At 69.4% G+C, this 13,907-nt stretch carries 14 protein-coding genes; 9 read left to right on the top strand and 5 right to left on the bottom strand.

Annotated elements, in window-relative coordinates; translation table 11 throughout:
- Nucleotides 1–12 precede the first annotated feature (12 nt).
- The 7 genes from GCU56_RS03175 (at nt 13) to GCU56_RS03145 (ending at nt 6,531) form a co-directional block, all read left to right on the top strand.
- The gene (locus tag GCU56_RS03175; RefSeq protein WP_163480071.1) at nt 13–1,512 is read left to right on the top strand and encodes an MFS transporter; all 1,500 of its coding nucleotides are present in this window, start codon (nt 13–15) and stop codon (nt 1,510–1,512) included.
- 63 nt (nt 1,513–1,575) lie between these two features.
- Nucleotides 1,576–2,142: a hypothetical protein gene (locus tag GCU56_RS03170; protein WP_163480070.1), complete on the top strand. Its 567-nt coding sequence runs from the start codon at nt 1,576–1,578 to the stop codon at nt 2,140–2,142.
- 11 nt (nt 2,143–2,153) lie between these two features.
- Complete coding sequence (locus GCU56_RS03165) at nt 2,154–2,624, top strand: nuclear transport factor 2 family protein (RefSeq protein WP_163480069.1); 471 nt, start codon at nt 2,154–2,156, stop codon at nt 2,622–2,624.
- Nucleotides 2,624–3,565 (top strand): mesaconyl-C4 CoA hydratase, encoded by a 942-nt coding sequence (locus GCU56_RS03160; RefSeq protein ID WP_163480068.1) that lies wholly within the window; start codon nt 2,624–2,626, stop codon nt 3,563–3,565. The genes GCU56_RS03165 and GCU56_RS03160 overlap by 1 nt, the downstream gene beginning before the upstream one ends.
- A gap of 124 nt (nt 3,566–3,689) precedes the next feature.
- On the top strand, nt 3,690–4,556 hold the full coding sequence (locus GCU56_RS03155; RefSeq protein WP_163480067.1) for an HpcH/HpaI aldolase/citrate lyase family protein: 867 nt from the start codon (nt 3,690–3,692) through the stop codon (nt 4,554–4,556).
- 3 nt (nt 4,557–4,559) lie between these two features.
- Nucleotides 4,560–5,459: a sugar phosphate isomerase/epimerase family protein gene (locus GCU56_RS03150; RefSeq protein ID WP_163480066.1), complete on the top strand. Its 900-nt coding sequence runs from the start codon at nt 4,560–4,562 to the stop codon at nt 5,457–5,459.
- 130 nt (nt 5,460–5,589) lie between these two features.
- Complete coding sequence (locus GCU56_RS03145) at nt 5,590–6,531, top strand: MBL fold metallo-hydrolase (protein WP_163480065.1); 942 nt, start codon at nt 5,590–5,592, stop codon at nt 6,529–6,531.
- A gap of 50 nt (nt 6,532–6,581) precedes the next feature.
- Here GCU56_RS03145 and GCU56_RS03140 read toward each other — a convergent pair whose 3' ends face one another.
- The 5 genes from GCU56_RS03140 to GCU56_RS03120 form a co-directional block, all read right to left on the bottom strand.
- Complete coding sequence (locus GCU56_RS03140; RefSeq protein ID WP_163480064.1) at nt 6,582–7,742, bottom strand: MFS transporter; 1,161 nt, start codon at nt 7,740–7,742, stop codon at nt 6,582–6,584.
- Between the two features lie 95 nt (nt 7,743–7,837).
- Nucleotides 7,838–8,035 carry a 4Fe-4S domain-containing protein gene (locus GCU56_RS03135; RefSeq protein WP_163480063.1) on the bottom strand — a complete coding sequence of 66 codons (198 nt, stop codon included), beginning with the start codon at nt 8,033–8,035 and terminating at the stop codon, nt 7,838–7,840.
- A gap of 100 nt (nt 8,036–8,135) precedes the next feature.
- Entirely contained in the window at nt 8,136–8,906 is a 771-nt protein-coding gene (locus GCU56_RS03130; protein ID WP_163480062.1) for a hypothetical protein, read from the bottom strand.
- Nucleotides 8,903–10,144, bottom strand: a complete 1,242-nt coding sequence (locus GCU56_RS03125) for a CoA transferase (RefSeq protein WP_163480061.1) — start codon at nt 10,142–10,144, stop codon at nt 8,903–8,905. The genes GCU56_RS03130 and GCU56_RS03125 overlap by 4 nt, the downstream gene beginning before the upstream one ends.
- A 5-nt stretch (nt 10,145–10,149) precedes the next feature.
- Nucleotides 10,150–10,659 (bottom strand): VOC family protein, encoded by a 510-nt coding sequence (locus GCU56_RS03120; protein WP_163480060.1) that lies wholly within the window; start codon nt 10,657–10,659, stop codon nt 10,150–10,152.
- Nucleotides 10,660–10,952: 293 nt separating this feature from the next.
- Between GCU56_RS03120 and GCU56_RS03115 the strand changes: the two genes are divergently transcribed.
- On the top strand, nt 10,953–12,821 hold the full coding sequence (locus tag GCU56_RS03115) for a 2-oxoacid:acceptor oxidoreductase subunit alpha (protein ID WP_239521695.1): 1,869 nt from the start codon (nt 10,953–10,955) through the stop codon (nt 12,819–12,821).
- Complete coding sequence (locus GCU56_RS03110) at nt 12,818–13,900, top strand: 2-oxoacid:ferredoxin oxidoreductase subunit beta (RefSeq protein ID WP_163480058.1); 1,083 nt, start codon at nt 12,818–12,820, stop codon at nt 13,898–13,900. The genes GCU56_RS03115 and GCU56_RS03110 overlap by 4 nt, the downstream gene beginning before the upstream one ends.
- Nucleotides 13,901–13,907 lie beyond the last annotated feature (7 nt).

The following is a 13,907-nucleotide window of genomic DNA, read 5'->3' as shown; positions in this document are numbered from 1 at the left end:
CGGCTTCGCGGGATGAGAGGCGATGCAGGAGGACGCTTCCCGCTCGTTCCCACGCTGGTCGCGACCGCGCTGATCTCGGCGGCAGTCGTCACGTTGGGGGCGCCGCTCGTCCCCGAGATCCAGGCCGAGTTCGGCGTCTCGGAGGAGAGTGCCCAGTGGTCGTACACGATCACGCTGCTGGTGGGCGCGACGTGTACGCCGCTGCTCGGGAGACTCGCCGACGGGGGGTGGCGGAGGCCGGCCACGATCGCCGTCAGCGGTCTGGTCGCCGTCGGGTGTGGGTTGTCGGGCTTCGCCCCGTCGTTCGCCGTCTTCATCGCCGGGCGATCCCTGCAAGGTCTGGCCGTGGCACTGGTGGCGATGACGATCGCCACCGCCCGGGACCATGTGGCTCCCGGTCGGGTCCCCGGGGTGGTCGCGCTGCTGTCGGTCACCACGGCGATGGGCGCCGGCTTCAGCTATCCGTTGACGACGTGGGTCACCGAGACCTTCGGGCTTGCTGTCGCCTTTGGCGGAGCGGCGGCACTGAGCGTCCTGGTGACGCTGGCCGGGTGTGCCGGCCTGCCACGTGCCGATGGCCCATCTCGGCGACGCCGCGTGGACGTCGGCGGGGCCGTGCTGCTCATCACCGGGTCATCCGCCGGACTGCTCGCATTGAGTCAGGGAAATGCGTGGGGGTGGCTCGACCCGCGCGTCCTGGCACTCGCGGGAGTCTGCGTCTGCGCCCTGTCGTCGTGGTGGTGGGTCGAACTGAGGGTCGCAGCGCCGCTCGTGGACCTGCGCCTCTTACGCCACCGGAACGTCATGGCGGCGAACCTCACGGCGGTGCTGATGGGCGTGAGCCTGTACAGCCTGCCGGTCCTGATCAGCCGGATGGGGCAGGCTCCGCACGCGACGGGCTACGGAGCGGCTCTCGGCCTCGCGACGATCGGGCTGGTCATGATCGCGATCGCGCCGGGAAACTTGGTCGGCAGTTGGGCGTCGGGCATCCTGACCGGCGCTGTGGGCCCGCGTTTCGCCTTGGCTGCCGGCGGCCTGCTCGCATGCGCCGGTCCTGTCGTACTGATCGCCGGCGAAGGGCAGGTCTGGGCACTCGTCGCGTCGATCACCGTGTCGTCCCTAGGCTCCGGTGCGACCTTCGGGACGATGCCGAACCTGATCGTGGCCGCCGTCGAGCCGTCCGAGACAGGGAGCGCCACCAGCTTCAACATCCTGCTCCGCGCGGTCGGAGGAGCGCTCGGTAGTGCCGGCACAGCGGCCGTTCTCGGTGCGCACCCGGGCGCTCTGGAAGGATTCGCCACAGAGTCGGGGGTGGACCTCGCGCTGGGGCTGTGTGCGGCAGCCTGCCTGGCGTCGATGCTCGTCAGCCTGACCGTCCCTGAGCGCCGTGACCGACTGGCGGAGCGCCCGGCCGGCTTGCGTGCCCGGCCTTTGCGGCCTCTGCTCGACGCCGGCTCGCAGACTCCAAGTTCCCAGCCGATCGCTATTGCGACCGTCACCCGCGGCGATTAGTTTACATGGCTATATATCTGCTGCGCTGCCCGAGCCGGGGGGCGTGACGAGGGAGGACACAAGATGAAGGACCTCAGGCCCGAGCTGACGTACACCAGCTTCGAGCAGCACATGCACAAGGCGAAGACCCCGCGGCAGCGGGCGAACCTCGAGACCGTCGTGCATCACTCGAAGGGCGAGGTCTCCGCCGACCTCGACATGGTGCTGCCGACGCTGTCCGAGGATCCCCAGTACCACGAGTACGGCGTCTTCGCCGACACTCTCGAGGACACGGGACCCAAGGGGATGGCTGCCGTCAAGGCCAACTACTCCGAGATGGTCGCGAACGGCTCCTACGTCATCGAGTCGAAGAAGACGCGCGTCGTCGTGGCCGACGACGAGATCGTCACCGAAGGCACCTTTCGGCAGATCCTGACGGCCGCCGTCGCCGAGAAGATGGGCTTCGTGAAGCCGGACACCCCCCAGAGCGACTTCTACGTCCTGGCGGCGCGCACGATCGTCTTCTGGGACTTCGACGAGGAGGGGAAGGCCAAGGGGGAGGACCGGGCGGTCTTCTGCCACCAGCTGCAGCCCCTCGCCGAGGAGGACCTCCCCGACAACTACCCGGCCCAGTTCCGCACGAAGAAGTGAGGTCAGCTCCCATGTCCGACGTCGACACCACGACACTGGCCGCGCGCCTCGACAGGATCGAGAGCCGGACCGCCATCGCCGAACTCGTCGCCGGCTACTGCGAGGGGGTGGACCGACAGAACCTCGACCTGTTCATGTCCCTGTGGCACGACGACGCCTCCTATCTCATTCCCGGCGGCCGAGGTGACTTCGTGGGGATCGAGCGCATTCGGGAATCCCAGGAGGTCATCGCGAAGGCATGGAAGCAGACCTACCACTGGACGACCAACCTCGTGGTCGGCTTCGAGTCTGAGGATCGCGCGGTGGGACGCAGCGACGTGTACGCGATGTGCGAGCAGCACGAGGGACTCGTGTGCTTGGTCGGCGGCACGTACAACGACGTGTTCGAGCGTCGTGCCGGGGTCTGGAAGATCGCGGAGCGCGTGGTCAACAGGTGGTTCGTGAGCGCTCCGACGGACATCCCGCTGCTGTCGCCCTTCTGATGTCCGACCCGTCGCCGATCACCGGTCGCCACGATCCTCCGGGCCGTGAGCGGCCGGTGATCCCGACGAGGGTTCCTGATGCGGCGCAGGAGCGGACGGCCGATCCGGTGCGGCGCGCGGGCACCGTGGACGAGTTCCACACCCGAGCCCTTGCCGGTCTCCTCGGGGTAGCTCCGCAGCCGCTGCTCGACGGCGGGGTCTTGCCCCCGATGTGGCATCTGGTCCACCTGCTGGAGGCGAGCCCTCAGTCGGATCTCGGGCCCGACGGGCACTCGCTCAGCGGACTTCCGTCCCCTCCCGTACCGGGCAGTCGACGGATGTTCGCAGGTGGGCGCACGGTCCACCACCACGGCCTGGAGATCGGCGCGCCCGCACTGCGGACCAGCCGGATCGTGGAGTCGGTCACCAAGTCCGGGCGGTCCGGCAGGCTCACCTTCGTCACCGTTCGGCACGACATCACGCAGAGCGGGCGGCTCTGCGTCGTGGACGAGCAGGACATCGTCTACAAGCCGGAGCCGCCGGCGGACGGGGGCGTACCCCACCTGGAGCCCGAAGGAGACCTGCCCGCTCCCGGGGCCGGCTCGGGACGGCTGGAACTCTCGGTCGACCCTGTGCTGTTGTTCCGCTTCTCGGCTCTGACGTACAACGCGCACCGCATCCACTACGACAAGGAGTACGCCGCGCACGAGGGCTATCCCAGCCTCGTGATCCACGGCCCGCTGCAGATCATCCTGGCAGCGGAGGTGCTCCGCCGGTCGGGACTACGCCTTCACGAGCGCCGGTTCGCCTACCGCCTGCTGAGTCCGGCGGTCGGGTCCCAGCGACTCTCTGCCTACCGGGTTCCTCCGGATCCGACCGGCGACCGCGGGGTCCTGGACTCGGTAGAGGTCTGGGCGGCACGGCAGGGACTGGTCTCGCGAGGCCGTCTCGAGGAGATCTGACCTGACTCATGCGGACAGCCGGAGGGAGACAGGGCGGACGAGCCGTGCTGGTGATTCCCGTCGTTGTCGACGACCGCGTCGTTCGGCTGTCCCTGAAGACGAGGATCTCGCCGATGGACGGGCCATGACGTCGCGCCACGACCGGTTCCTGCTCGGCGTCGAGCGCTTGGCGTCCGCGCGAAGCTTCCTGTTCGTGCCGGGCAACCGTCCCGACCGCTTCGGAAAAGCGGTGGCCAGCGGGGCCGACGTCGTGATCCTCGATCTCGAGGATGCCGTCGACCCTGATGCCAAGGCCGCGGCCCGCCGTGGCGTCCGCGCCCACCTGCACCACGGCCCACCGGTCGTGGTGCGGATCAACGGCCTCGATTCCCCGTGGTCGCGCGACGACGTCGATGCCATCGGGGGGCTCCCGGGACTGCTCGGTGTCATGGTGCCCAAGGCAGAGGATCCGGAGCAGGTACGCCGCGTCGCCGCGGCGACGGCGCGGCCGGTGGTGCCTCTCGTGGAGACCGCGGTCGGCATCGAGCGGCTCGCAGACCTCGTGACGGCGCCGGGCATTCCGCGGCTGGCCTTCGGATCGGTCGACCTGGCCCTGGATCTCGGCGCCCAGGAGAGCTGGGAAGCGCTGATCTATGCCCGCTCGAGGCTGGTCGTGGTCTCGCGGAGCGTAGGGCTCGCCGCGCCCGTGGACGGGGTCACCGTGGAGCTTCGCGACGACGGTGTCCTGACTGCGGCAACCCGGCGGGCCCGCGCGCTGGGTTTCGGCGCCAAGTTGTGCATCCATCCGCGTCAGGTCCCCGTGGTCCATGCGGCATTTGCCCCCGATGGTGACGAGCTGGAGTGGGCACGGGAGGTGCTACGCGCCGACGTCGCAGGCGGGGCCGTGGCGGTGCGTGGGCAGATGGTCGACCGGCCCGTCCTGGAACGAGCACGCCGAATCGTGATGAGCCTCGGGCGCGATGCCCGCGAAACCCCCGCAGACATGGAGTGATGGATGACCAGCTCACCGCTCGCCGATGCCCGCCTGGTGCTGGCCTGGGGGACCGTCCGCGCTGCCGCCTTCCCGGACCGCGTCGCCGCAGCTGCAGCCGCCGGGATCCCGTCGATCGGACTCATGATCGGTGACTACCTGGCTCTGCGGAAGGCTGGGTGGACCGACGAGGAACTGCTGGATGTGCTGCAGCAGCACGACGTGACGATCGACGAGGTGGAGGTCCTGTTCGGCTTCGCCGGCCCGTCCGGGCCGGCGAACATCCCCGAGCGGCCGGGCCTGGTCTATGCGGACGCGGAGGCGGAGCTGGCCGCGTTCCACATGGGCGACGTGTTCGGCGTGCGCAACGTCCAGACCACCGGCCGCTTCGCGTCGCCACCGACTAGATCCGGAACCACCGACGCCTTCAGTTCCCTCTGTGACCGGGCGGCCGAGCACGGCATGGCGGTCGCTCTGGAGTTCGTCCCTTACACCGACATCCCCGATCTCGCCGCCGCCGCCCAGATCGTGGCCGACGCGGGGCGGCCCAACGGCGGCCTGTGCGTGGACAGTTGGCACTTCTTCCGCGGAAGCGCCGACTTCGACGCTCTCGAGGCTGTGGATCCCGCGATCATCCGCATGATCCAGATCAACGACGGACCCGTCGTGCCCGTGGACAGCAACCGCGCCGTGGACTCCGTCCATCACCGCCGCTGCCCGGGAGAGGGGGAGTTCGACCTGGCTCGCTGGCTCGCCGCGATGAACCGGCCCGGTCTCGCGGCGTCGGTCTCGGTGGAGGTGTACTCCGACGAGTTGACCCGCATGAGCAGTGCTGCCGCCGCCCAGCGGGCCGGTGCCGCAACTCGCGACGTCATCCAGCGGGTCATCGGAGGCCCACGACATGCCCCCGTCGGAACGGTCTGAGGTGCCAGCGCCGGGCGTCGTGGTCACGGGTCGGGCCCAATGGGAGGCGTGGCAAAAGCAACAGTTGCCGCGCGTGGAACGTGTGGCTACGGGCATCTGGTCCATTCCGGTCCCCATGCCCGGCCACCCGATGCGCTACGTCGTCTGCTACTTGATGGAGAGCTCGTCGGGGCCGGTGCTGCTGGACCCGGGCTGGCCCACCGACGTGAGCTGGGATGCCCTGGCGCATGGCATCGGCACCGCCGGCTGGGCGGTGACGGACGTCCACGGCGTGTTGATCTCCCACGCCCACAGCGACCATCACGGACTGGCCGCGCGCGTCCGCGAGGCATCAGGAGCGTGGGTGGGCATGCACCGCGAGGACGCGAAACTGCTCGCCACCTACAGGGACGGAAGCGAAGCCGAGAAACGCAACGGGGACTTCCTGCGGCTCTGCGGCGTGCCGGCCGAGGAGCAGACCGCGCTTCTGGTCGATCCTGCGTGGCACGCACGCATCGGGGAGCTGACACCCGACCGCTTCGTCGAGGACGGCGCGGTTGGGCTGGTACCCGGCCGCGATCTCCACGCCCGGTGGACGCCGGGTCACACTCCCGGCCACCTCTGCTTCGTGGACCGCGAGGCTGGAGTCCTGTTCACAGGGGACCATCTGCTGCCGCGCATCACCTCACACGTCGGCACCTACGACGCGGGCGGACCGGATGTGCTCGGCGAGTACCTGCACTCTCTGGATGCCCTTGTGACCTGGGTCGGCGAACTCGACCCCGAGGTACTCCCCGCGCACGAGTATCGCTTCCGTGGCGTCCGGACCCGTGTGTCCGCCCTGGGCCGCCACCACGAACAGCGGGCGGCGGAGATCCGGGCGCGACTCCTCGAGATCGGCGGTGGAACCGTCTGGGAGATCGCCGCCGGCATCCCGTGGTCGCGCACCTGGGAGCAGACGCTGGGTGGGCGCCGTCGGATGGCTCTTGCCGAGACGCTGGCGCACCTCCGGGAACTGGCAGCTCGCGGGCTCGTAGCGACCGACGGCTCCCCACCGCCGATCTGGAGCGCCCGGCCGTCCACGCCGGACTGACCTGCAGCTCGGCGACACGAGGCGTGCCCGGAACAGCCCTCCTCCGACGGTCAGCCGAGCGCCGTGGTGCTGCTGCCCGTCCGCCGCAACGTGCGGTCGTCGGCCATCCTCGTGGCTGCGATACCGCCGACCGCCGCAACGAGGCCGCAGAGGAGGTAGGTGCTCTCGAAGGAGCCGGAGACGTCGGCCAGCGCGCCGCCGATCGGTGGCCCGACCATCTGGCCGACACCGATCGCGACCGTGATCGCCGCATACGCGCCCGGGAGTCGGTCGGGCCCCACCACGTCGCCGAGGTATGCGATCACCACGGTGGAGAACCCGCTCATCAGCAGTCCGTAGAACACTCCGGACGACGTCAGCAGCGCGCCGTGGGCCAGCGCGATGGTGCTGGCGCACGCGGAGATGGCGAACATCGCGCCCACGAGGATGGGTCGTCTGCCGACGCGGTCGGAGAGCCGGCCGAGGAGCAACCCGCCGACGATGTTGGCCAGTCCCAGTAGTGAGTAGACGTTGATCGACTCGGCCAGCGTGAATCCGGCGTCCTCGCGCAACGCGGCGACAAGGAAGTGCGTGAACAGGGCATGGCTGACGCCGAAACAGGTGTAGCAGACGAACAACCAATGGATGCCGAGTCGCCGAGGACGGTCGCCCGTGCGTCGGGGGCGTCGTGGCACGCCCGCGACGGGTTCCAGCAGCAGGACCAGGAGCAGGAGGACGATGCCACCGAAGGCGAGCTCGAGCAGCCAGGTCTCCCGCCAGGAGCTCGGGCCGAACCAGGAGTCGGCCGCCCGGACGAACAGGCCGATGGAGGCGATCCCTGCGCCGACTCCCGACATCATCAGTCCGTACGCCAGGCCTCGGCGCCGACTCGGCGCGTGCGCCGCCACGACGGGGATGACGGCGATCCAGACGATGCCGCTCGCCATTCCCAGGGTGAGCATGCCCACGAAGAGCAGCCACACGGTGGGGGAGAGGGCCATGAGTGCGAAGCCCAGCAGGGTGAGGCCGACCCCCGCCTTGACCTGGCTCGTCGGTCGGATGTGGGTGAGGGTGGCACTGACGAGAACCCCGATCAGGTAGCCACCCAGGTTGGCTGCCCCGAGGAAGCCCGCCACGCTGTACGTGCCGAGGACCTGCTCGGTCATGTCTGGCAGGACGAACGCGAAGGTCATCCGCGACACGCCTTGGGCGAGCCCGGCTGCCGCCGTCATCAGCAGTGTGGGGACCAACCACGGCAGACCGGATCGCGCACCCGGCGGGCCCTCGCCGACCTTTCCCTCGTGACCGGAGGGGCCTGGATCAGGGGTCACTCGACCTCTGTCACGGTGATCACCGACGCGGGGCAGGCCAAGGCGGCGTCTCGGGCGAGCTGCTCGTCCTCTGCGGCCGGCCTGTCGGTGCGGAGCAGCACGACGCCCTCGTCGTCCTGGTCGAACAGTGTTGGTGCATCGAGTGCGCAGATCCCACTGGAGATGCAGGCATCGCGGTCGACGGTGATCTTCACGGGGTGCTTCCTTCCTCGTTGTCGATCTCGCGTCGGAGGGCGAGATCCCGACCGTGCATGCCGCACGAGATGGGGCAGTCGTGGTGCCGGTTCTCTGGACTCAGGTAGCGGTGCCGGCGAACCAGTCCCACGCGTGCGGTGTGATCGAACGGAGGGGGGCTGCCCACAGGACCTGCTCCTGCTCGGTGTCCGACGTCCAGCCCGGGTCCACCGACAGGACGCGCTCGGTGGTCTCGACCGGGTCCCCGTCGAGGTGCAGCAGTCGGATCAGCAGACCTCTGTCGGTGTCGTCGATTTCCGCGGATCCGAAGCCCTGCGCCGACGAGTGGAAGGAGTACGTCGCTGCCCCGGCCACTCCCGGCAACGCCAGGAGGTTCGGCAGTCGGGCTCGGTCGTAGTCGGACATGTGCATGACAGCCGCGGAACTCCCGGGGTCGAGCAACCGCGAGATCGTCAGGTGGACCCCGCGATGAGGGCGCAGGGGGATCGCGTCGGGTGCGACCAGCGCGGACGCCGCTGCGTAGGACTTGACCGGCGCGAAGAAGCCCACAGGCGCTCGTCGGGTCCAATCGAGCTCCGGGCGCCGTCCCCACCACACGGCTGTCTGGTTCAGCTCGGTCCAGCGAGCGACGCTCTCCTCGACGGGAGCCCGGAACCAGTACATGATCGCGTACTGGTGCCCCGCGCCCCGGTCCCTGCCGACGACGTAGGGGGCACAGTCCGGGGTGCACACCCAACGGTCACCCCACACGACCCCCGGCTGCAGGAGGTTCTCCGGTAGGTGGTCGAGCTGGTGCCAGGCGTTGTACTCCGCGTGGTGCGTGCTGTCGGCGAGCGACGTCATGGACAGGAACATCCGTCGGACGGTCATGTGAGCTGTCCCTCTCGACGGGGGGATGCACCTGCGATGACGCCGGCGTGCTGGAGTTCGACGAGCTTCTCCCGAGGCATCTGGAGCCACTCCTGGAGGATGTCGGCGGTGTCCTGCCCGACCCTCGCAGGGGGACGGGGAGTGGGGCCTTCCCATCCGCTCGTGCGCAGCGCCGACCGGGGCACCGGGTAACGCCCGGCCCCGGGCTGGTCGACGTCGACGAAGAGACCGCTGGTGCTGACGGGAGAATCGCCGTGGCGGCCCAGTTCGTCGACGCGCCGGTAGTCGCCCCAGAGCACTTGCCCGTCATCCAGCTCTCGGACCACGTCGGCGTGAGCCCGGGCGGCGAACCAGGGCGTGAGCAGGGCAGTGATGACGTCCCGGTGTTCGTACCGAACCTGTTCTTGGGAGAAGTCGACGCGCAACGAGTGTTCGAGCGCGGTGATGACGTCCCCCACGCCGGTCAACTGGACGAGCTTCGCCCAGTGCCGAGCCGTGAGTGCGACGACCATGACCCGCCGGCCATCACGTGTGGCGAAGTCGCTGCCGTAGCTCCCGTAGAGGTAGTTGCCCTCTCGTAGCCGCTGACTGCCGTTGACCGCTGCGTCAGCGATGAATCCCAGATGAGCCATTGTGGTGACCGCGACGTCGGAGAGATTGATGCGGATGTACTGGCCGTTGCCACTACGGCGCCGTTCCCGGTCGGCCGTGACCAAGGCCAGCGAGGCATGTAGGCCGGTCAGGAGGTCCCAGGCCGGCAGAACGTGATTGACGGGTGCGCTGGAATCGGACGGCCCCGTGAGCCACGGCAGGCCGACCTCGGCGTTGACCGTGTAGTCGACCGCGGGCTTTCCGTCCACCCGACCCGCGATGTGGATCATGATCAGGTCGGGGCGAGACCGTCGCAGATCTTCGTAGTCGAGCCAGCTCTGCCCCACCGCGTTGGTGATCAGGATGCCGTGGCCGTCACCACCGCACGCGAGGAGGCTCCGGACCAGATCGCGCCCCTGGGCAGTGCGCAGGTCGACCTCGACCGAGCGCTTGTAGCGGTTCAGGCCGGCCCAGTACAGGCTGGTTCCGTCCGGTGCCAGCGGCAGACGCCGGGTGTCGGTGGCGCCACCGAGCGGATCGATGCGAACGACGTCAGCCCCGAGCTGGGCGAGGGCCAGGGCTGCCGACGGCCCCGCCACATAGGTGGAGAGATCGACGATGTGCAGGTCACTCAGCGGCCCGGCCACGCTCTTCACTCGAAGGGCGACTGATAGGGAAGGCCGGCCTCGGCGGCGGCCTCCGCGATCCAGTCGCCGATCTCGCCGGCGATCTCGTGTGACACCAGTTCGATCCACATTCCAGGCGCTTCGGGGTTGTAGTGGAAGGAGGCGCGGGTGATCGCACCGTTCTCCGGAGCACCTGACAGTTCTCGGCGGTATCCCTGCTGCTCCAGGTAGTCGGCCGCCCCCGGGAGGTCGTCGGTGAAGTATCCGAGGTGGTGGACGTAGCGCCCGCCGGTCAGGTTGAGGTAGGGCGCGGCATTGACCTGTTCGAGCAGTTCGATGAAGTGCGGCCCTTGGAGCGAGTACGTGAAGCGCACCTCTCGGTCCACGATGCCGTCAGGGCACAGCAGGGGTGCTGTCGACGTCTTCGGCGGAGCCCACAGGAGTCCCAGCGCCGTCCCCATCTGAGACATGGCCTTGTCCAAGTCGTTGACGATGATGCCGGTGTGATACAGCCGCATGAGCGGGGCGGGATTCATGAGATCTCCTCGGCTCGACCATCGGTAGTACACACGGTTAAGCATCTGGAGACAAGCCCCGTCGCACCGCCCGATCCGTCGTCAGCGGGGGATTGCACGACGCCCGGCCCTATGCTTAGCTTGGTGTAGCATTTTGCCTCGCGTTCCTGCTCGAATCCGAGACGAGCCCCTCGTGGTCGATGCGGCAGAGGCGGGTGGAGGCCCGCGCCTCGCCGCCGAACCGGCGCACACCCACCCGAGGTGGTGCGTCCGCAAAGCGCATGGTCAGGGCTCCGCGACTGGAGGAACTACACATGGTCCAGCAGAGGGTTGAGCGCCGCGCTCGGGTGGTGATCCGGTTCGCCGGGGACTCCGGCGACGGGATGCAGCTGACCGGTGATCGGTTCACGGCAGAGGCAGCGGCGTTCGGCAACGACCTGGCGACGTTCCCGAGCTTCCCGGCGGAGATCCGGGCACCGGCGGGGACGCTGGCCGGGGTCTCCAGTTTCCAGCTGCACTTCGCCGACTACGACATCCTGACCCCGGGCGACCGGCCTGACGTGCTGGTAGTGATGAACCCGGCGGCGCTGAAGGCGAATCTCGGGGACCTGCCGCGCGGCGCGGTGCTGATCGTCAATGTCGACGAGTTCACCCCGCGCAACCTGGCGAAGGCCGGGTACGCGGGCAATCCGCTCGAGGACTCCTCACTCGAGCCGTACACGGTCCACCAGGTGCCGATGGCCGCGCTGACCGCCGGGGCGCTGGAACCCCTGGGGGTCGGTCGCAAGGACGCCGACCGGTCCAAGAACATGTTCGCGCTCGGCCTGCTGTCGTGGATGTACTCCCGGCCCACCGAGGAGACTGAGCGCTGGCTGCGGAGCAAGTTCGCCCGCCGTCCCGAGGTCGCCGAGGCTAACGTCGTCGCGTTCCGCACCGGGCACGCGTACGGAGAGACGACGGAAGCGTTCGCGGTCACCTACGAGGTGGCCCCGGCGGTGCTGCCGGACGGCACGTACCGGCAGATCACCGGGAACACGGCGCTGGCCTACGGCATCGTCGCCGCCGGCCGCCGGTCGGGTCTGCCGGTGTTCCTCGGCTCGTACCCGATCACCCCGGCCTCCGACATCCTGCACGAGCTCGCCGGGCTCAAGCGCTTCGGTGTGACGACGTTCCAGGCCGAGGACGAGATCGCTGGCGTCGGCGCGGCGATCGGCGCCTCCTACGGCGGGGCGCTGGGGGTGACGACGACATCCGGGCCGGGCATCTCGCTCAAGAGCGAGGCGATCGGGCTGGCCGTCATGACCGAACTCCCGCTGCTCGTGGTCGACGTCCAGCGCGGCGGCCCGTCGACCGGGCTGCCGACCAAGACCGAGCAGGCGGATCTGCTGCAGGCGCTGTTCGGCCGCAACGGCGAGGCGCCGCTGCCCGTGGTCGCCCCGCGGTCACCATCGGACGCGTTCGACGTCGCCGTCGAGGCCGCCCGCCTGGCCCTGACCTACCGCACGCCAGTGCTGCTGCTCTCCGACGGCGCGATCGCCAACGGCTCGGAGCCGTGGCGGCTGCCGGAGGAGGACGCGCTGCCCGACCTGACCGTCACCTTCGCCACCGCGCCGAACGGCAGCGAGGCCGACGGTACTGACGGGCGGTTCCTGCCCTACCTGCGCGACCCCGAGACCCTCGCGCGTCCCTGGGCCGTGCCCGGCACGCCCGGGCTGGCGCACCGGATCGGCGGACTGGAGAAGGCCGACAAGACCGGCGACATCTCCTACGACCCGGCCAACCACGAGTTCATGGTCCGGGTTCGGCAGGCCAAGATCGACGGGATCCCCGTGCCGGACCTGGAGGTCCAGGATCCCGACGCCGACGTGCTCGTGCTCGGCTGGGGATCGACCTACGGGCCGATCGGCGCCGCGGTCCGCCGGCTGCGGGCGGCGGGGCACCTGATCGCGCAGGCTCACCTGCGGCACCTCAACCCGTTCCCCGCGAACACCGAGGCGGTGCTGCGTTCCTACCGGCGGGTGGTCGTGCCGGAGATGAACCTGGGTCAGCTGGCCTTCCTGCTGCAGGGCCGGTTCTGCGTGCCTGTCGACTCGATCACCAAGGTGTCCGGAATGCCGTTCGGGGCCGCCGAGCTCGCCGAACTCCTCGGCCCGTACGTGACGAAGGAAGAGGTCCCGGCATGAGCGCCATCGATCTGGGGTTGCCGACGATCGGCGGCCTCGACCTGATCCCCGCGGCCGACGGGCCGCAGAAGGCCAAGGACTTCACCAGCGACCAGGAGGTCCGCTGGTGCCCCGGCTGCGGTGACTACGCCGTGCTGGCCGCCGTCCGCTCGTTCCTCCCGACGCTGGCCCTCCGCCGGGAGAACACCGTGTTCGTCTCCGGCATCGGATGCTCCTCCAGGTTCCCGTACTACCTCGACACCTACGGCTTCCACTCCATCCACGGCCGTGCGCCGGCGATCGCCACCGGGCTGGCGGTGTCCCGCCCGGATCTGTCGGTGTTCGTGGTCACCGGTGACGGTGACGCGCTCTCGATCGGCGGCAACCACCTGATCCATGCGCTCCGGCGCAATGTCAATCTGACGATCCTGCTGTTCAACAACCGGATCTACGGCCTGACCAAGGGCCAGTACTCGCCCACCTCGGAGGTCGGCAAGGTCACCAAGTCGACGCCGAAGGGCTCGGTCGACGCCCCGTTCAATCCCGTGTCCCTCGCACTGGGTGCTGACGCCACCTTCGTCGGCCGCGCCATGGACTCCGACCGCAAGGGGCTGACCACGGTGCTCGAGGCGGCCGCCCGCCACCGCGGTGCGAGCCTGGTCGAGATCTACCAGGACTGCCCGATCTTCAACGACGGCTCCTTCGACGTGTTGCGCAAGCCCGACAAGTCCGAGTCGCGGGTGATCACCGTCCGGCATGGGGAACCGATCACCTTCGGCACGGAGGGCCGCTGGGCGGTGGTCCGGCGCGGATTCGGCCTCGGCGTCGCGCCCACCGCCGAAGTCGCACCCGCGGACGTCGTCGTGCACGACGCCACCGACCACGAGTTGGCCTTCGCGCTCTCCCGGCTCTCCGACCAAGGCCTCGACCATGCCGTCTTCGGCGTCCTGCGCCAGGTCTCCCGCCCCACCTACGACGACCTCGCGCGGGAGCAGGTACGGACCGCCGTCGACGCCGGCGGCGCCGACCTGCGAGCGCTCGTGCACGGCACCGACACCTGGACAGTCCACGACGGCACCGTCACAGCCGCCGTGCGATGAGGGCGGC

Origin of the sequence: Geodermatophilus sabuli (assembly GCF_010686765.1) — a bacterium.
GTDB classification, from domain to species: domain Bacteria; phylum Actinomycetota; class Actinomycetes; order Mycobacteriales; family Geodermatophilaceae; genus Geodermatophilus; species Geodermatophilus sabuli_A.
This window is presented reverse-complemented; position numbering and strand designations above follow the sequence as displayed.